We start from the raw sequence: 17,147 nt of genomic DNA on the forward strand, positions 1-17,147 counted from the left end.
AAATGTGCTTTTTGAAGTTGTGTTGCGAATTGATTTATAGTTAAGGATAGTCAATATATTGTCTATTTGAAAATGGATTACAATCTCTTATTCTTGATATCGTCTTTATCGAAGCCTTAAAAAAATTATATTTTTTAAATGCCATAAATCCATATTCTGAGCAAGAAGGAAAATGCAGACATCTATCATGCTTCCTTTTTTTTGTTCTTTTGTAAATTTTAATCAAAAAAATTGCGATAAGATTCAATGGATATGTCAATATTTTCATTTTTATCCATTCTGATTTAGCTCCGAGTAAACCTGACGAATTTCATATCCCTTTTCTTTTGTAGGAATTGGAATAATTAAAGTTCCTCCAGAAGTACTAATTCTCAATTGAAATCCTTTTGACTGACTACAACCTTGCGAATCCTTCGCTTCAGAAACTTCAAGAAATGAGATTTTTTCAAAAGGAAGTATTCCATCTTTTTCGATATAAGAGTTTGCTTCCATTATTTTGGTTTTGTATAGTACTCTTTTGTCAGTGAGTCCTATCCAATAATTTTGTTTTTGCTCACTTCCACCACAACCTCCAGTTTCAGTTATGTATGAAAAATAAAAAACAGTTTCATTTGACATTAATTGCATTGTTAAATCGTTTGGTAATCCATTTGTTACTGGTGTTAAAGTCATAATTATTCTTTTAAATTGTTAATTAAATATAATTTTTTATACTAGAGATTAGCTCACCAAATTTAAAAACTACTATTTAACAACCCTTACGGTTTTCCATAATATCAGAATATGAATTTTTAAGGATTTATTGAAATATTAAAATTCTTTAACCTAAGGAATAAAAAAAGCTCCCGATTTCTCGAAAGCTTTTTAATATTTAAAAAGAAAAAAAATTAGTAATTTTCCTCTTCACCTTTCATTTTTTCGGCGTTTTCAGCCATGATTACGGCATCAATCATTTCTCCGATATCGCCATTCATGTACGCATCAAGATTGTACATCGATTTGTTGATCCTGTGGTCGGTAACTCTTCCTTGTGGATAGTTGTAGGTTTTGATCTTTGCAGAACGGTCACCGGTAGAAACCATAGATTTACGTTGTGCAGCAATATCTCCGACAGATTTCTGAACTTCAATATCGTATAATTTGGTACGAAGCATTTCCATTGCCAATTCACGGTTTGCCAACTGAGAACGAGCCTGCTGACAAACAACCACCATTCCTGAAGGTTTGTGTGTCAACTGTACTTTAGTTTCAACCTTGTTTACGTTTTGTCCACCCGCTCCACCAGAACGTGAAGTCTGCATTTCGATATCTGCAGGATTTAATTCAAAATCAATTTCTTCAGCTTCAGGTAAAACGGCAACAGTAATTGCAGAAGTGTGCACTCTTCCCTGAGATTCAGTTTCAGGAACACGCTGTACACGGTGAACTCCGGATTCAAATTTCATGATTCCGTAAACTCCGTCCCCTTCAATCTTTAAGATGAGTTCTTTATAACCTTTCGCTGCTTCGCTAGAATCTGTAATTTCGTGCTTCCAACCTTTTGTCTTAAAGAACATTGCGTAAGCTCTGTACACGTCTTCCACAAAAATTGCAGCTTCATCACCACCGGTTCCGGCACGAAGTTCTACTATAACGTTTTTGTCATCGGTAGGATCTTTAGGAATCAAAAGAACTTTTAGCTCTTCTTCCAAACCGGGAAGTTTTGCCTGAGCTTCTACTTTTTCTTCTTTAGCCATGTCGACCAGATCTCTGTCTGAACCATCTGCAATGATTTCCTCAGATTCTGCAATATTGTCTAAAGCACCTTTATATTGATTGTAAACGTGTACAATTTTTCCTAAATCGCTGTATTCTTTATTCAGTGAAGAATATTTTTTCTGATCCGAAATTACGTCTGGCTGTATAATAAGATCTGCAACCTCATTATATCTTTGTTTGATAGCTTCTAATTTTGGAATTAATGACTTAGACATATTAAAAATTTAGTATGCAAAGATACGGATTTGATGATTAATAAAAAAAGCTCATTTTCATGAGCTTTTGTATAAAATATTGATATGATTTTAAAATAATTTAAATCTTACAGAACAATCATTTTCTGAATGGCAACTCCGTTATCTGTTTTCAGATGAACAAGATAAGTTCCTGCAGGATAATTTGTTCTTAATTCATAGACTCCGTCTTCATTTTTTAATTTAAATGAATCCATTTTCTTTCCGCTTGTGTCGTAGATAGCAATTTCTCCATTTTTCGCTTTGTGATAAATCAATTTAGCCAAACCATTTTTCACAGGATTATCTGCAATCTGCAATGATAATCTTTTATCTAAATTTTCTTCAACTGTAGACAAAGTAGTGAATGGGTTTCCAAAGATTCTGAATTCTCCCGGTTGAAGCAGAATAGGAGCAGTTGTAGAAGTAACGTTAAACACTGTATTATCGATCAAATTCTGCCATTGCCCTGTAAAAGGGAAATAAGGAACCACATTTTTAGCCGAAGTATCATAATTTGCCAAAACAACCACATTTTTAACTCCCGCCGTCAGTAAAGGATCATTAATATAAATTCTTGTAATCAAACCATTCGGATCGTTCGTCAGATTATTAGATTCGACTGTATATGTTTTTGATTTGAAAACAGGATGAGCATTTCTGATATTGATGATCTGCGCCCAAGTATCGTAAATTGCTTTTCTGTTGGTATTGGTATCGTAACCTAAAGTGAACGCAACAGGTTTTTCGTCTGTACGACAATTATTGTTGATGCTTCCGTCCGGACATCTGTTGATGCTGAATTCATATCCCAATTCTCCAAACTGCCAAATCATCTTCGGACCAGGAATTGTGAAGAAAGTCGCTCCAAAAGTTTTCATTCTTTCTAAAGATGTATTCAGGTTTGTAACATTATAAGATCCGTTTACAGCTCCGTACGCAAGATTTTTAAACATTAATCTTTCTTCATCGTGGCTTTCACCGTAACCAACTCCGTGCATATTGGTGAATCCGTGAAATTCATGATCCATTCTGTCATAATTGCTGTTTTCTTTATAGCCCATCGTGTTTTGATTGTAAGACCCGTTTTGGTTATTCCACATCAATACGCCTTTACCTTCTGCCACTCTGTAGTTTGCCCATTGCTGCTCCTCTGCATCGGTTCCTAAATGTTCAAAAATCATATATGAATTCGGGTCAAGAGCCCATTGTTTGTCTGCATACCCTTTCAGAATATCTACTCTGTCCTGCTGATAAGCATTGGTACAGGCTTCATCAGTTGCAGTACAGTTTTGGGTAAATCCTTTCGTTAAATCCCAACGAAAACCGTCAACTTTATATTCGGTTAACCATTGTTGTAATGTTCTTTCAACATAATATTTTGTAGCTAAACTTGTATGGTTAAAGTCATTAAAAACATTATAAGAATGTTTCGGAACTGTATTGAAATAAGGATTATTTGACGCAACATCTCCGTAACCGTCACCATCCGGATCAATGTTCCAAAGTCTTACCAAAGGAGATCTTCCTGTTGCATGGTTGAAGGCAACATCTAAAATCACCGCGATGCCGTTTTGATGACACAGATCAACAAATTCTTTGAATTTTTGCGGTGTTCCATAGGCTTTATCTAAAGCATAGTGGAATGAAGTATTATATCCCCACGAAAGATTTCCTTCAAATTCCATGATTGGCATCAATTCGATTGCATTGATTTTTAAATCTTTAAGATAATTGATCTTATTAATCAGAGACTGCCAGTTTTTTTCCTGTGTGAAATCTCTCAAAAGCAATTCATAAACAATTAAATTCTCTTTAGCTGGTCTTTGAAAGTTTATCACCTGCCAATTATAAGGTATTTCCCCTGTTTTAAACATCGAAACTTCAAAACTCTGTCCGGCAGGAAACGCAGGTAAATTCGGATAAGTAGCTGCGGTAATATACTGATCATCATAAGAAGACAAAATTTGTGGTGAGAAAGGATCTGCCACTTTTTTCAGATCATTCGTTCTGTATTGAAAAGTGTATAATTGCTGTGGAGTGATTCCACTTAATTCAATCCAGTATAAATCCGGGTTTGTGGTATCTCTTTTCATTAAATAGGTATCATTCACCGCCCAGTTATTAAAACTTCCGATCACATGAACGAAATTTTTGAAAGGTGCATACAAAGCCAAACCGACTTTTGTATTGTCAGTAGGATGATAATTAATTCCTTGCCTGATCCAGCTTGGAATCGCCTGTGACACTACATTTCTTGGAACCTGCAATATGAAAGTAGCATTTTTAACAGTTGAATTTGCTGTTGCGATCAATTCCATATCTGCATCTGCTGCAACTGTATAACTATAACTGTAAGAAGTTGATGGTGCTGAAGTTGAATTGATGACCGTTCCGTTTGCTTTTAACTGAAAAGTTGCATTAATACTGGTTGTTGCTGTGATAGTAATTGCGTTTCCTGTCGGGACTGAAGTCAAACTGTTTGCAGCAGGATTTGTTAAATTTAAATTTAACGTTCCGACATTTACAAAAACGTCAGGTGAAGTCTGATGGCTCCCTGTTTTAGTTTTCAATAAAAACCCAAATCTACCGATGCCTGTACGTCCGTAGAATGCTGTAGGAGTAAATGTTAACGAATAAGTATCTGTTCCTGAATTGTAAGCCAATTTATTTAATTCATTAGAATTCGTCCAGCTTCCGTTGGTAGGACAGTCCTGACTGTTTGCATAGTTCTGATCTAAAGACCAAGTCCAAATATAAATAGCATTATTGGCAACTCCCCAAGCAGTTTCGTCAATCTGATTTCCGGGAACAGATAAAGTGATCTGATCGGTTTCATTAAAAGGATTTGGCGTAATCGTATAGCTTATCTGCCCGAATACAATACCTGTAATCAACAAATAAATAAGGAAATACAGTTTTTTCATATCAATATATTTTTAATAAAAATATAATAAATTACTTAATTAAATTTACATATTTTGAAAATTTTGTTATTCTACAAATACAAAATCAAAAAAGCCCATGCAAAAACACATGAGCTTTGAGTGTAAAAATAAATTAAAAATTTAAGTATTGGTGATTTTGGTATTACTTAGTTTTTAATGATTTTTTTTGAAATCTTCTGACCATCTTTTAATATCAATTCTACGATATAAACTCCGTTTGGGAGTCCACTCATATTGATTTGATTGTTTTTCAATTGTACATTGATTTTCTGCCCTACAACATTCGTTACATTTACATTTTCGATATTTGAATCAGTTTTGATATTCAAAATTCCGTTTGTCGGATTCGGGTAAACTCCCAAAGTCACTTTTCTGATATCCGATGTGCTTAATCCGGTTACATCCTTGATACATCTTACTGATTGACCTTGAGCTCTCGGACCTCCGGAATTAGGATTAGACAAAGCTGTAGAGTTATATAAATATTTCCCTCCCGAATTGGCAACATCACCACTCCAATAATATCCTCTTTCACCAACATACGTAAAACCTCCTGTTAGTTGGCTTCTGAAACCTGCTGCAGGTAATTTAAGCTTGCTTGAATAGGCCGTTGCTGCACTTCCCATTCCTTCAGCGCTTACTGCCGTAACCCAATCTGCCTGTGACGGTAATTTCCAACCTGCACCGATTGCTTTACAAGGGTCAACTCCAACTTCTGATGTAATTGCAGATGTATTTGCACCGTTCCATAAATCACTTGTAGCATTTGTTGACCACCATGACGGACCAGATCCCAAGATAAACGAAGTGATTCCGTTTAATCCTGCAGGATTATTTGTAGAAGGAACTGTAGTTGTGGGAGAAGTTCTCACCTGATGACCATCATCCCATCTTCCCCATTGGAAAAGATCTCCGTAAGAATCGGTGTCTGCCATTGAAGTTGCTACCTGAGAACTTCCTAAATTCTGCTGAAGCCAGATTTTTCCGTCTGCTCCTCTTACTGTTGTATAAGTTACTGATTGACCTTTATAATTAAATGTCACACAACCTGTATCTCCGGGAGTATTTCCGGGATCTGTATTGTTACAACTAGGTGTTGTGGTAGTTGCCGGAATCGAAATACGCTTTACTTTAACCCCATCTTGTGAATAAGAAAGAACTAAATAATTGTTAATCTTATCAATCGCTATATCATTGTAAGTAGCCTGACCATCAGAAATAAAAGCACCTCCAAAAGTAATCCAAGCCTGAGTAGCCGTATCAAATTTATATGCTGTGTTTTTTAGCATATCATCATTTTCCCAACGGCTTGCAATTACGTAGGGATCACCAGAAGGTGTAACTGTAATAGCAACATGCTGCACTCTTCCGGGAGAGAAATTAGCAGCACCAATTTGTGACCAGGAAGTTCCGTTGAATTTTTTCACGTTTAATTTTTGTCCGCTTGAAGAGTTTGAAACATAAGCAACATACAAATTGTTATTTGCATCAATTGCAATATCAGAATTATACTGCTCAGAAGATGAAGCTGCATCTACGATACTCCCTCCAACTAAAGTCCAGTTATCAGTTGATGTTGCGTTGGTATTATTTTCATATACCTTTACACCATTTGCCACATTACAGGTATAAACTTTATTATTTGAACCGATTACCATCTCCGCAAACGTTGCACCATTAGAAAACCCCGTATTTCCTACCTGTTCCCAAGCTCCATTTACATAACGCTGAACCGTTCCCGAATTGTGTGTGGAATATGTAAACAAAATATTAGATGCAGAAACTGCAGATGCCTGATAATTTACCGCAGATGTTGTAGGGCTCGTCAACTGTGTCCATGAAGTACCATTGAACTGTCTCACCTCGAGACCCGTTCCCTGGTTTGTATAATAAATATTATTTCCTGATGGTGCTATTGATAAAGAATTATAAGTAGCAAAACCAGTCGTGATACCCGCACTTCCGCCAACATAAGACCAAGAAGTTCCATTAAATTTTTGCACTGATCCTTTTGTAACAGAAAGATCATAGTAAGAAACATAGTAATTTCCCTGTGCATCGATTGCCAGATTATTAAAACTGCTTCCGCCCGCAGAAATTGTTGCTGCACCTACATCTTGCCACTGCTGAGCATATAATAAACTTCCTGCAAGAGAAAATATTCCTAAGCTTATTTTTGTTATTCTACAATATAGATTTTTGAACATGATAAATATTATTTTTAATTATTCTAAATTTAATTTAATTTTGTGCAAAAATACATTCCGTAATTTGAGTTGACTTATCATTTACGAATTACTTGTTATCCTGTCTTAGTCAAATAATGAATCAGTAAAAACTTATTATGGAGCAGCCGATTAAAGAAAGAACAGTTTTTATATCTGATAATATCCAGATTATCATGCGTGAGAACTCAAGCCCTGAAAATTATATAAAATCTTATTTCTCAGAAGGAAAATCAAGTTTCAATTTATTATTTCTCTTAAGTCCAAACATTCATTTGAATGCAAACCACTGCAAAACCCAGTTTACATTTAAGAAAAATCAATACATTTTGCATTACACAACAGAAGAATGTCAGGCTGAATTGTGGACAGATGAAAAAACTTTAAAATATCTTCAGATTCAAATAAAATATCAATACATCTTTAATTTGATTGATGCCGAATCTAACAGAGAAAGTAAAGAAATCCTAAAGCGAATGATTGATAATCAGTTTGTTTTTCTTCACAAAGAAACTCCTCCCGATATGACGGTTGAAATGCATATGATTTTAAGGGAAATTATAAGTTATCGCAGAAAAGGAATCATGCAGAAACTTTTTGTAGAAGCAAAAATTATCAAATTACTGATTTTGATTTTCGAACAGTTTAACGAAAAAAATACTGCGGAAGGTTTATCTAAAACCCCTCTAATTATTAAGAAATTTGTTGATGAAAATTTTCACCGGAATTTAAAGATTGAGGAAATCAGTAAAATCTTAGGAATTAACGAAACTAAAATCCGAAAAGAATTTAAAATTCATTATCAAAAGACAATAATTGATTATATCTCAGAACTGAGAATGCTGAAAGCTAAAAAAATGATAGTCAATAAAGATTTAATGATCAAAGAAATCGCAATAGACTGCGGTTATGAATATGTACAAAATTTCACCCGTGCTTTCAAGAAAAAGTTTGGGGTTTCTCCTGAAAAGCTCAGAACAAATTCTCCTGAAGAACAGAAAAACCACCGATAAATCAGTGGTTTTATATATGTTGTTTTGCTATGATATCACTTTTTCAGAATTAAGGTGAAAAAGCGATGACATTCAATTAATGATGTCCGTGATCGTGTCCATGGCTATCGTGTAAGAAAGGGCCATGACCTTTAGGCTGGTTGAAAATTACTTCAACACCTTCCTGCTCGTGAATCAGTTTTCTTCTGATGTTCTCAGGGTCGAAAGGCTTTACCTTACCGAAATACTCCTTCAAACCTTCTGTTAACCACAATGGAATAACGAAACCGAAAAACATAAAAATACACCAGAATCCTACTAGGAACATTGTAACAAAGTAGATTGTCCAAAGGAACTGATAAAACGGCCAAAATGCTGATAACATCATCTTTCTTATAGATTTTAGGCAAAAATAGGACTTTTTTCTTTTTCTTCAAAAGATATAGAACTTAAATTTTGCAATTTGTTTTTATTTTAAACTAATTAAAATAAAAGTTAGAGATTAGATTTTAGAAATTAATAATTCTGATGTCTAAAAATTTAATACATTTTTCACAAGATTAATGCGCAAGGTTGGCAAAGAAATCATTTCCTTTATCATCTGTAATGATGAATGCAGGGAAATCTTTCACCTCAATTTTTCTTACCGCTTCCATTCCTAATTCCGGGAAATCTACCACCTCAACGGACAAAATATTATCTTTTGCTAAAATTGCAGCCGGACCACCAATCGAACCGATATAGAAACCTCCGTATTTATGACATGCATTAGTAACATCTGCTGTTCTGTTTCCTTTTGCCAGCATTACCATACTTCCGCCGTGACTTTGGAATTCATCAACATAAACATCCATTCTTCCTGCGGTTGTTGGCCCGAAACTTCCTGAAGCCATTCCTTCCGGAGTTTTTGCAGGTCCCGCGTAATAAATCGGGTGATTTTTGAAATATTCAGGCATTGGCTGCCCTGAATCTAACAATTCTTTGATTTTTGCGTGAGCGATATCTCTTGCAACGATTAAGGTTCCGTTTAATTTTAATCTTGTTTTGATTGGATATTTTGAAAGCTCAGCCAAAATTTCTGGCATCGGTTTATTCAGATCAATTTCAACCGCTTCCTCCAAATGTGGAGGTGTTGCCGGTAAAAATCTCTTTGGATCTTGCTCCAATTGCTCTAAGAAAATACCTTCTTTCGTAATTTTTCCTTTAATATTTCTGTCTGCAGAACAAGAAACTCCCATTCCGACAGGGCAAGAGGCTGCATGGCGAGGAAGTCTGATCACTCGAACGTCGTGCGTTAAATATTTTCCGCCAAACTGAGCACCGATTGCACTTTCCTGGCATATCTTCTGAACTTTTGCTTCCCACTCCAAATCTCTGAACGCCTGACCCGCTTCATTTCCTTCCGTCGGAAGATTGTCATAATATTTTGCTGATGCTTTTTTCACAGCAGCTAAATTTGCTTCCGCAGAAGTTCCACCGATTACCAAAGCCAAGTGATAAGGCGGACAAGCTGCAGTTCCCAAGTCTGAAATTCTCTCTTTTACAAATGCTTCAAGAGATTTTTCGTTTAATAAAGATTTCGTTTTTTGATATAGGAACGTTTTGTTGGCAGACCCTCCTCCTTTCGTTAAGAATAAGAATTCGTAGTAATCCCCTTTTTTAGCATAAATATCAATCTGTGCCGGAAGATTTGATCCTGAATTCTTCTCTTCAAACATCGTCAAAGGAACAACCTGAGAATATCTTAAATTCCTTTTTTGGTAGGTATTGTAGATTCCCTTGCTTAAATATTCACCGTCTTCAACGCCAGTGTAAACATTTTCACCTTTTTTTCCCATTACAATTGCTGTTCCTGTATCCTGGCAAGAAGGCAATGCGCCTTCAACCGCAACCGCAGCGTTTTGTAATAGATTATAAGCAACAAATCTGTCATTATCTGTCGCTTCAGGATCGTCAATAATTCTTTTCAGACTTTCTAAATGGGAAGAACGAAGCATAAAAGAAACATCTGCCATTGCCTCTTCAGCCAACAACTCAAGACCTTTCGGATCGATGGTTAAAATTTCTCTTTCGCCATGCTTTTCAACCTTCACATAATCTGAAGTCAATTTTTTATACATCGTATCATCTTTCAAAATTGGATACGGATCCTGATATTTAAAATCCATTTACTTTTTATTTTCGATGCAAAAATACGGCTTACGCAAAAAAACATGATCAAAATCAACAACATTACGCTATATTTATAATGATTATAAATTGCGGGATTCTGAGTTAATGATTAATTTTATAAGCCACAAAGATTCTCAAAAAATAATCGTCTTGTTTGTCATTCCGGAGGAATCTCAGCAAATAGTTTAACATACATCGTTTAGATTCCTACGGAATGACAAACAGAGTGAATAGTTTTTGTGGTTTAAATTTTAAAATAAATTTTAACACTATAAAAATGAATTACAGAATAGAAAAAGACACCATGGGCGAAGTGCAGGTTCCTGCAGATAAATTTTGGGGTGCACAGACAGAACGTTCTAGAAACAACTTTAAAATTGGTCCGGAAGGTTCTATGCCAACAGAAATTATTGAAGCTTTTGCTTACTTAAAAAAAGCAGCAGCGTTTACCAATACAGATTTAGGAGTTCTTCCTGCTGAAAAAAGAGATATGATCGCAAAAGTTTGCGATGAAATTCTTGAAGGAAAATTAAACGATCAATTTCCTCTGGTGATCTGGCAGACAGGTTCAGGAACACAGTCAAATATGAATGTGAACGAAGTGATTTCAAACAAAGCAAACGTGAATAATGGCGGAAAATTAGGTGATAAATCTGAGATTCATGCGAATGATGATGTGAATAAATCTCAGTCATCAAACGACACATATCCAACTGCAATGCACATCGCAGCATATAAAAAGGTTGTTGAAGCAACGATTCCTGCTGTTGAAAAATTAAGAGATACATTAAAAGAAAAATCAGAAGCTTTTAAAGATATCGTTAAAATCGGAAGAACTCATTTAATGGATGCTACACCATTAACGTTGGGACAGGAATTCTCAGGATATGTAGCTCAGTTGAATTACGGAATTAAAGCGTTAAAAAACACATTACCACACCTTTCTGAGCTTGCTTTGGGAGGAACGGCCGTTGGAACGGGCTTAAATACACCTCAAGGTTACGATGTAAAAGTTGCAGAATATATTGCAAAATTTACTAACCTTCCTTTTGTAACGGCAGAAAACAAATTTGAAGCTTTGGCTGCTCATGATGCCATCGTAGAGTCTCACGGAGCATTAAAACAATTGGCGGTTTCTTTATATAAAATCGCTCAGGATGTAAGATTACTGGCTTCAGGACCTCGTTCCGGAATCGGTGAAATTCACATTCCGGAAAATGAGCCGGGTTCTTCAATCATGCCTGGAAAAGTAAATCCTACACAGAACGAAGCATTAACAATGGTTTGTGCACAGGTTTTAGGAAATGACACAACGATTTCTTTTGCGGGAACTCAGGGAAATTATGAGCTGAATGTGTTCAAACCGGTGATGGCTTACAATTTCTTACAATCTGCACAGTTAATTGCGGATGCATGTATTTCATTTAACGATCATTGTGCAGTCGGAATTGAACCTAATATTGAAAGAATCAAAGAATTGGTAGATAAATCTTTGATGTTGGTAACCGCTTTGAATACACATATCGGTTATGAAAATGCAGCAAAAATTGCAAAAACCGCTCACAAAAACGGAACAACTTTGAAAGAAGAAGCCATCAATCTTGGATTTGTAACTTCTGAACAATTCGACGAATGGGTAAAGCCTGAAGATATGGTGGGAAGCTTGAAATAAGATTACAATTAGATTTTAAACGTTAGATATTGATTACAAATACTCCGGGGAAATTTTCCGGAGTATTTTTATTTAATGATTAATCATTTTTTTAAATTTAATTCACCAAAGTTTGTCATCCCGTAGGGATCTCGATATAGTTTGAAAAAATTATGAGAAGATTCGTGGTTAGATCCCTCCGGGATGACAAACTTCATGGACATTTTCCAAATCCACTGTTTTATTTTATAATTTGACAGCTTCGTTTACTACAATTGTTTTGACACAAAAAAAACAATTGACTTTAAATAAAATCAATTGTTTCCTGTTAATATGAATGTATGAAAAATCTATAATCCGATTCCGATTCCGAAAACGAGTGCTTTATCGTTTTGAAAATAAGAGTCTTTGAAAAAGTTGCTGAAATCTTTCTTTACGAAAAGACTGATGTTGTCATAAGAAACTGTGAACTGCGCGCCATAGACAAACGGATTTACTTTGTAATTTCCTCTGTCTCTAAAATCTTCTCGATCACCACTTACAATATTGTTGCTAGACATTTTTACTCCACCATACATATTCGCAGCAATTCTGAAGCCGTCTGAATAAGGTCTGTACTGAATATCCATTCCTGCATTTTTCAGTTTAGAGAAGTTGTATTGTAATCCCAGAGGAACTATGATATAACCTGTTCTCAATTTACTTTTATCAGTATTTCCCTGATAATTTGCTACATAAACATCCGCATTAGAATCTTTGGCAAAGAGCATATTGTTATCCAAACGCACGGTTCTCCATGAAAATCCTATCCCGGAAATCAAACCCCACGGACTTGTTCTGTTGAACTGATAATTGAATTTTAACCCAAATTCAAGATTATTGGCATAACCTAAGTTTTTATCTAAATCATTGTCTGCTTTATCATTCGTCAAAGTCATGATTCCGTAAGTGAAATACCCCGTAAAATCTTTTGTCGCACGAAATTTCTTGAGCAACTTTGCTTTCAATTCTTCATTTGAAGTCACATCAGAATTCAAAAGAGAATATTTCACCTGTTTCTGGATCACCATATCAAGATCAAAACCTAAAGCTTCAATTCTCTGATCAATCTTTTCAGAATAACGGTCGGCAACTTCTGCTTTCTGTTTGTCAAATTCTGTTTTGTCCAAATTTTTTGACTGAAGAATCAGAAGCTCGGCTTCCATCAGCTTTTTTTCTTCCTGAATGATTGTGTCAATCTTTTTAGCATATTCATCCACTTTTTCTTTTACGATTGGGCTTACTTCGGTGTCTTCTTTTGACTGAAGGTTTAGTTTTAATCTTTTTTGTGCATTCATTGACGTTGCAACAAGGCACAACATTCCTGCGATGATAAATTTCTTAATCATAGTAGTATTATTTTTTTAGTTTAAATTGAATTTATTTAGTATTCAGATCGATGGTTGCCACGTTACTTCCACCTTTGGTTTTTTCGATGACGTCTTTATGTTCTACAGAGAAAAGTAAAGTTGAAGGATCAACATATCTTTTCTTTTTCACCTGAACTTTTGCAGAATCTGCTTTTGCTAAAATCTTTTCTGCCGGAATTTGACTGATTTGAGCAGCAATTTCCTTAGAATTTTCTTTAATGATCGGAAGCTCTTTTTTCTCTGCAATCATTTCCGGAGTTCCCGATTCAGATTTTAATTGAGGAGGAACACTTTTCAGTTCAACATATTTTCCCTGATTTTGCTGAATGATTTCAGGAGAATTTATTTTTTCTGTTTTTACAGGATTTTTTTTGAGAACTTCAGTATTCTTGGTTTCAGCAACCTGTACATTTGGTTCAGAATCCTGATCAAAAAACAGAACAGCTCCTAAACTTAAAGTCAAAACCAAACACGCTGCAACCAAAAACCAATTGATTTTTTTTGTCTGAGAATTGTTGTTGATCTGAGTCTGAGTTTTAATTTCTGACCAGAGATCTCTTGAAGGAGCAATTTCTCTTTCGTCGATCTGTTTTTTGATCTGATATTCGATATTATTTTTAGATGTGTTCATTTTTCAGTTTCTTTTGTTGTTGAAAGTAGATCTTTCTCAGTTTTTCTTTCGCTCTGAAGAGTTGCGTTTTGCTTACTGCTGTAGAAATATTCAAAGTATCTGCAATTTCCTGATGCGAATATTCTTCAATTACATACAGGTTAAAAACCATTCTGTAAGCATCCGGAAGCTGATCTAAAAGTTCCTGCGCATTAAAATCAAAAACAATTTGCTCATCATAAATTTCTTCGAGAACAGATGCATGAACATCGTCGAGATAAAAAACTGTTTTGTGGCTTTTAATAAAATTGAGGCATTCATTCACCACAATTTTTCTCGCCCAACCTTCAAAATTTCCTTCACCGCGAAAGCTTTCGATATGTTTAAAAATCTTACAGAATGCTTTGATCACGCAATCTTCCGCCTGATAAATATCGCTGATGTAGCTTTTCGCCACACTCAGGAATTTCTTTACACTCTGATCATAAAAGATTTTCTGCGCAGCCGGATCCTGTTTTTTCAAACGGCTCAGCAAATCTTCTTTTTTATTATTAAACAAAAGCTTCATGGTTATTCTGTTTCTACTATAAAGACAAGAAAAGGTTGAAAAGGTTACACAAAAAATATTTTTTTTGAAATAAAAATCATAACTAACTGAAAATGAATGTTATTTTTTATAAAAAAGGGAAAGTTAGGAGTTAGTAAAAAAAGCCTCACAGGTTTTGAAAACCTGTGAGGCTTGAGCCTTTCCTAATTAAATTGAAGTTTCTTCAGAAATTACATCTTGTTTTCCTGAGTTGACTTGGTCTGCAAAATACTGCTCAAGATCCCTCAATGTTTCAGGATTGGTCTGGATATCTTTTACCTGAAGACCTTTATTGACTACAACAATTCGGTTGCAAACCTCGGTTGTATGTGCCAAATCATGACTTGAAATCAAAAACGTAACACCGCTTTGCTTGGATAATTCTTTAATTAAATTTTTAAGCTTGATTTGTGTAGAAGGATCAAGATTGGCAAAAGGCTCATCCAGAATTACGATTTCAGGATTTCCGATGATCGCACCTACAATTCCTACTTTTTTCTGGTTTCCTTTGGATAGATCTCTCACGTATTTTCCAGAATTGACGATTTCACCATTGAAAAGATCATGAAACTGTTTTAAAAACTCATCTACAGAAGCTTTATTCTGCCCTCTCAGCTCACCGATGAAATAAAAATATTCTTCCGGCGTCAAATATCCGATCAGAAAAGTATCATCTACGAAAGCGGCAACTTTGGATTTCCAGGCTTCAGATTCGTTGACTTTGATGCCGTCGATGCTCACAAAACCTGTTGTCGGCTGAATTAAATCAAGCATTAAACTGAAAAGTGTAGTTTTTCCGGCTCCGTTGTTTCCGACCAAACCGAACGTTTCACCTTTTGGAATTTCAAGATTTTCGATATTGAGAACGGTTGCATTTCCGTATGTTTTAGATAAATTATTTATAGTAATCATTGGGTATTAATTTTTAGATTTAAATGCTTCTAATGTGCTGTATTTTTCACTCTTATACTGTTTTACAATCGTATCAAATATTTTTTCTCTGAATAAAAATCCTATCATTCCTAAAACTGCAATACTGATAACTGCCGCTGTCATTCCAAAGAAATATTTAGATATACCAAAAACTGCCATTGGCAAAAGCATTTTTGGAATCAGTAATAAAAGACTTTTTAAATTAAAACTGTTCTTCTGTCCCATTACTTTTTCTTTGGAATTAAGATCAATCTGCGTTTTGTTGAATGCTCCCGACCACAAAGTGAATTGAGAATTAACACCAATATTATACAAACCAGCAGCGAAAAAGGTAAAATACATTTCCCAACTGATGATTGCATAAAATAAGGCAACAACAATAGAAACTGCCGTCACAATATTCATCAGCCACCATTTTGCTTTTAAATATTCTTTGTAAGGAACATTTAAAGTCATCATTAAAGGATAATACGAACTGTCGAAGGACGGAACTCTCTGCCCGAACAAAAACTGAAAACCGCCCGTCACAAACAATCCCATAAACATCATCATGTAAGGTGTTTTGTAGACATCTGACGAAAACATCAGCAATCCGTAAAATATAAACATGAAACTACCGATGATAATTCCTTTAGTGACTTTATTCCGGCGCATCATTTTGATATCATTGTTGATGAAACTTCCGATCGCTCCGTATTTATTGAGGAAAGCAATATTTTCTGTTTTCCCTATTGTTTTTTTATCTTCCAATCCCTGATCAAGATAAAATTCTTTTTTTACGTGATTGAAACAGATCCACCACAATCCGGCAAATAACCCAATAGCAAGAAGTGTGAAATAAGGCTGATCATAAAATGAGTAAAAGATTTTTTCAGAATAATCAAAAAGCGGAATGATGTCGTAATAAGCCAAACCACCAATTGCTGCAAACAAGATTCCTACAGCAATGGCAATATTTTCTTTATTATTAAAAAGAATATTGATGAAATTATTAAGATAAAACAGCAGTGAAAGCGCAATCAGCCAACTTAAACTACCCAAAATTTCAAGACCATTGAACATACAGATCACCGCAAATGTGACGAAGAAAAAAGAATTCATCCAGCTAAACGGTGAGAGAAAAGTCTTGATCAGCATATAATTGACCAGAGTTTTCTTAGGAATGTTGAGCGTAAGAAAAGGTTTGATATTCTGCGTAGACATCTGTTGCATGAGATATTTCAAAATCAAATCTGCCGCCCACAAAGCGATCATAAATCTCGAGACAATTTTCATTGCGTCTTCACCCATCTTTTTTTCTACATAGTAAAAAACCAGAAAAGCTGCTCCGATACAATATGCTATAAAAGAAAGAATTCCGATAAACCGGAAAATTTTCATTGCCAGATTGATTCCGACAGAACTGCCACGAAAAAAACTTTTGATTTCTAACTTCAGGAACTGTACAAACATAGTTTACTTTTTTACATTAGTAAATATAATGTAGAATTTGTTACAGGTTTATCCTAAAATTGGGATTTTAATTGGATTTTAATGTAGTTGTCTTTTACTAAACAAGTGTATGTAAAATCAATCGTCTAAATTAATGATCAAACAAAATAAGTGCGATGTTTGTCATTCCGGAGGAATC

14 protein-coding genes are annotated in these 17,147 nt (G+C 35.0%); 2 read left to right on the top strand and 12 right to left on the bottom strand.

The features are described 5' to 3' along the window. Positions 1-40: 40 nt before the first annotated feature. The 5 genes from yidD to K0R77_RS04155 form a co-directional block, all read right to left on the bottom strand. Positions 41-268 carry a membrane protein insertion efficiency factor YidD gene (yidD, locus tag K0R77_RS17175; RefSeq protein ID WP_367182681.1) on the bottom strand — a complete coding sequence of 76 codons (228 nt, stop codon included), beginning with the start codon at positions 266-268 and terminating at the stop codon, positions 41-43. Positions 269-270: 2 nt separating this feature from the next. Then, a complete protein-coding gene (locus K0R77_RS04140; RefSeq protein ID WP_300348876.1) occupies positions 271-672 on the bottom strand; it encodes a PH domain-containing protein in 402 nt (133 codons plus the stop codon). Between the two features lie 215 nt (positions 673-887). After that, the gene (prfA, locus tag K0R77_RS04145) at positions 888-1,973 is read right to left on the bottom strand and encodes a peptide chain release factor 1 (protein WP_267596702.1); all 1,086 of its coding nucleotides are present in this window, start codon (positions 1,971-1,973) and stop codon (positions 888-890) included. A gap of 107 nt (positions 1,974-2,080) precedes the next feature. Continuing rightward, a complete protein-coding gene (locus K0R77_RS04150; RefSeq protein WP_300348879.1) occupies positions 2,081-4,918 on the bottom strand; it encodes an alpha-amylase family glycosyl hydrolase in 2,838 nt (945 codons plus the stop codon). A 167-nt stretch (positions 4,919-5,085) separates the two neighbouring features. Next, a complete protein-coding gene (locus tag K0R77_RS04155; protein ID WP_300348881.1) occupies positions 5,086-7,146 on the bottom strand; it encodes a T9SS type A sorting domain-containing protein in 2,061 nt (686 codons plus the stop codon). Between the two features lie 137 nt (positions 7,147-7,283). Between K0R77_RS04155 and K0R77_RS04160 the strand changes: the two genes are divergently transcribed. Then, on the top strand, positions 7,284-8,177 hold the full coding sequence (locus tag K0R77_RS04160; protein WP_300348883.1) for an AraC family transcriptional regulator: 894 nt from the start codon (positions 7,284-7,286) through the stop codon (positions 8,175-8,177). Between the two features lie 76 nt (positions 8,178-8,253). Here the strand turns inward: K0R77_RS04160 and K0R77_RS04165 are convergent, their stop codons facing one another. Further along, a complete protein-coding gene (locus K0R77_RS04165) occupies positions 8,254-8,544 on the bottom strand; it encodes a hypothetical protein (RefSeq protein WP_300348885.1) in 291 nt (96 codons plus the stop codon). A 172-nt stretch (positions 8,545-8,716) separates the two neighbouring features. Continuing rightward, positions 8,717-10,324 carry a fumarate hydratase gene (locus K0R77_RS04170; protein WP_300348887.1) on the bottom strand — a complete coding sequence of 536 codons (1,608 nt, stop codon included), beginning with the start codon at positions 10,322-10,324 and terminating at the stop codon, positions 8,717-8,719. Between the two features lie 281 nt (positions 10,325-10,605). On the opposite strand from K0R77_RS04170, the gene fumC reads away from it, so the two are divergent. Then, complete coding sequence (gene fumC / locus K0R77_RS04175) at positions 10,606-12,000, top strand: class II fumarate hydratase (protein WP_300348889.1); 1,395 nt, start codon at positions 10,606-10,608, stop codon at positions 11,998-12,000. Between the two features lie 329 nt (positions 12,001-12,329). On the opposite strand, the gene K0R77_RS04180 is transcribed toward fumC, so the two are convergent. From K0R77_RS04180 to K0R77_RS04200, 5 genes are all read right to left on the bottom strand, one after another. Beyond that, positions 12,330-13,367: a porin family protein gene (locus K0R77_RS04180; RefSeq protein ID WP_300348892.1), complete on the bottom strand. Its 1,038-nt coding sequence runs from the start codon at positions 13,365-13,367 to the stop codon at positions 12,330-12,332. A gap of 31 nt (positions 13,368-13,398) precedes the next feature. Then, the gene (locus tag K0R77_RS04185) at positions 13,399-14,019 is read right to left on the bottom strand and encodes a hypothetical protein (protein WP_300348895.1); all 621 of its coding nucleotides are present in this window, start codon (positions 14,017-14,019) and stop codon (positions 13,399-13,401) included. Continuing rightward, a complete protein-coding gene (locus tag K0R77_RS04190; protein WP_300348898.1) occupies positions 14,006-14,566 on the bottom strand; it encodes an RNA polymerase sigma factor in 561 nt (186 codons plus the stop codon). The genes K0R77_RS04185 and K0R77_RS04190 overlap by 14 nt, the downstream gene beginning before the upstream one ends. A gap of 186 nt (positions 14,567-14,752) precedes the next feature. Then, positions 14,753-15,496, bottom strand: coding sequence for an ABC transporter ATP-binding protein (locus tag K0R77_RS04195; protein WP_300348901.1), 744 nt, complete (start codon positions 15,494-15,496; stop codon positions 14,753-14,755). A 6-nt stretch (positions 15,497-15,502) separates the two neighbouring features. After that, positions 15,503-16,969 (bottom strand): DUF5687 family protein, encoded by a 1,467-nt coding sequence (locus K0R77_RS04200; protein ID WP_300348904.1) that lies wholly within the window; start codon positions 16,967-16,969, stop codon positions 15,503-15,505. Positions 16,970-17,147 lie beyond the last annotated feature (178 nt).

Origin of the sequence: Chryseobacterium sp. (genome assembly GCF_029240215.1) — a bacterium.
GTDB lineage: Bacteria > Bacteroidota > Bacteroidia > Flavobacteriales > Weeksellaceae > Chryseobacterium.

What these genes read in the sequence shown, in the direction of transcription:
- yidD (WP_367182681.1), bottom strand. Translation starts at nt 268, where the DNA reads ATGAAAATATTGACATATCCATTGAATCTTATCGCAATTTTTTTGATT.
- K0R77_RS04140 (WP_300348876.1), bottom strand. Translation starts at nt 672, where the DNA reads ATGACTTTAACACCAGTAACAAATGGATTACCAAACGATTTAACAATG.
- prfA (WP_267596702.1), bottom strand. Translation starts at nt 1,973, where the DNA reads ATGTCTAAGTCATTAATTCCAAAATTAGAAGCTATCAAACAAAGATAT.
- K0R77_RS04150 (WP_300348879.1), bottom strand. Translation starts at nt 4,918, where the DNA reads ATGAAAAAACTGTATTTCCTTATTTATTTGTTGATTACAGGTATTGTA.
- K0R77_RS04155 (WP_300348881.1), bottom strand. Translation starts at nt 7,146, where the DNA reads ATGTTCAAAAATCTATATTGTAGAATAACAAAAATAAGCTTAGGAATA.
- K0R77_RS04160 (WP_300348883.1), top strand. Translation starts at nt 7,284, where the DNA reads ATGGAGCAGCCGATTAAAGAAAGAACAGTTTTTATATCTGATAATATC.
- K0R77_RS04165 (WP_300348885.1), bottom strand. Translation starts at nt 8,544, where the DNA reads ATGATGTTATCAGCATTTTGGCCGTTTTATCAGTTCCTTTGGACAATC.
- K0R77_RS04170 (WP_300348887.1), bottom strand. Translation starts at nt 10,324, where the DNA reads ATGGATTTTAAATATCAGGATCCGTATCCAATTTTGAAAGATGATACG.
- fumC (WP_300348889.1), top strand. Translation starts at nt 10,606, where the DNA reads ATGAATTACAGAATAGAAAAAGACACCATGGGCGAAGTGCAGGTTCCT.
- K0R77_RS04180 (WP_300348892.1), bottom strand. Translation starts at nt 13,367, where the DNA reads ATGATTAAGAAATTTATCATCGCAGGAATGTTGTGCCTTGTTGCAACG.
- K0R77_RS04185 (WP_300348895.1), bottom strand. Translation starts at nt 14,019, where the DNA reads ATGAACACATCTAAAAATAATATCGAATATCAGATCAAAAAACAGATC.
- K0R77_RS04190 (WP_300348898.1), bottom strand. Translation starts at nt 14,566, where the DNA reads ATGAAGCTTTTGTTTAATAATAAAAAAGAAGATTTGCTGAGCCGTTTG.
- K0R77_RS04195 (WP_300348901.1), bottom strand. Translation starts at nt 15,496, where the DNA reads ATGATTACTATAAATAATTTATCTAAAACATACGGAAATGCAACCGTT.
- K0R77_RS04200 (WP_300348904.1), bottom strand. Translation starts at nt 16,969, where the DNA reads ATGTTTGTACAGTTCCTGAAGTTAGAAATCAAAAGTTTTTTTCGTGGC.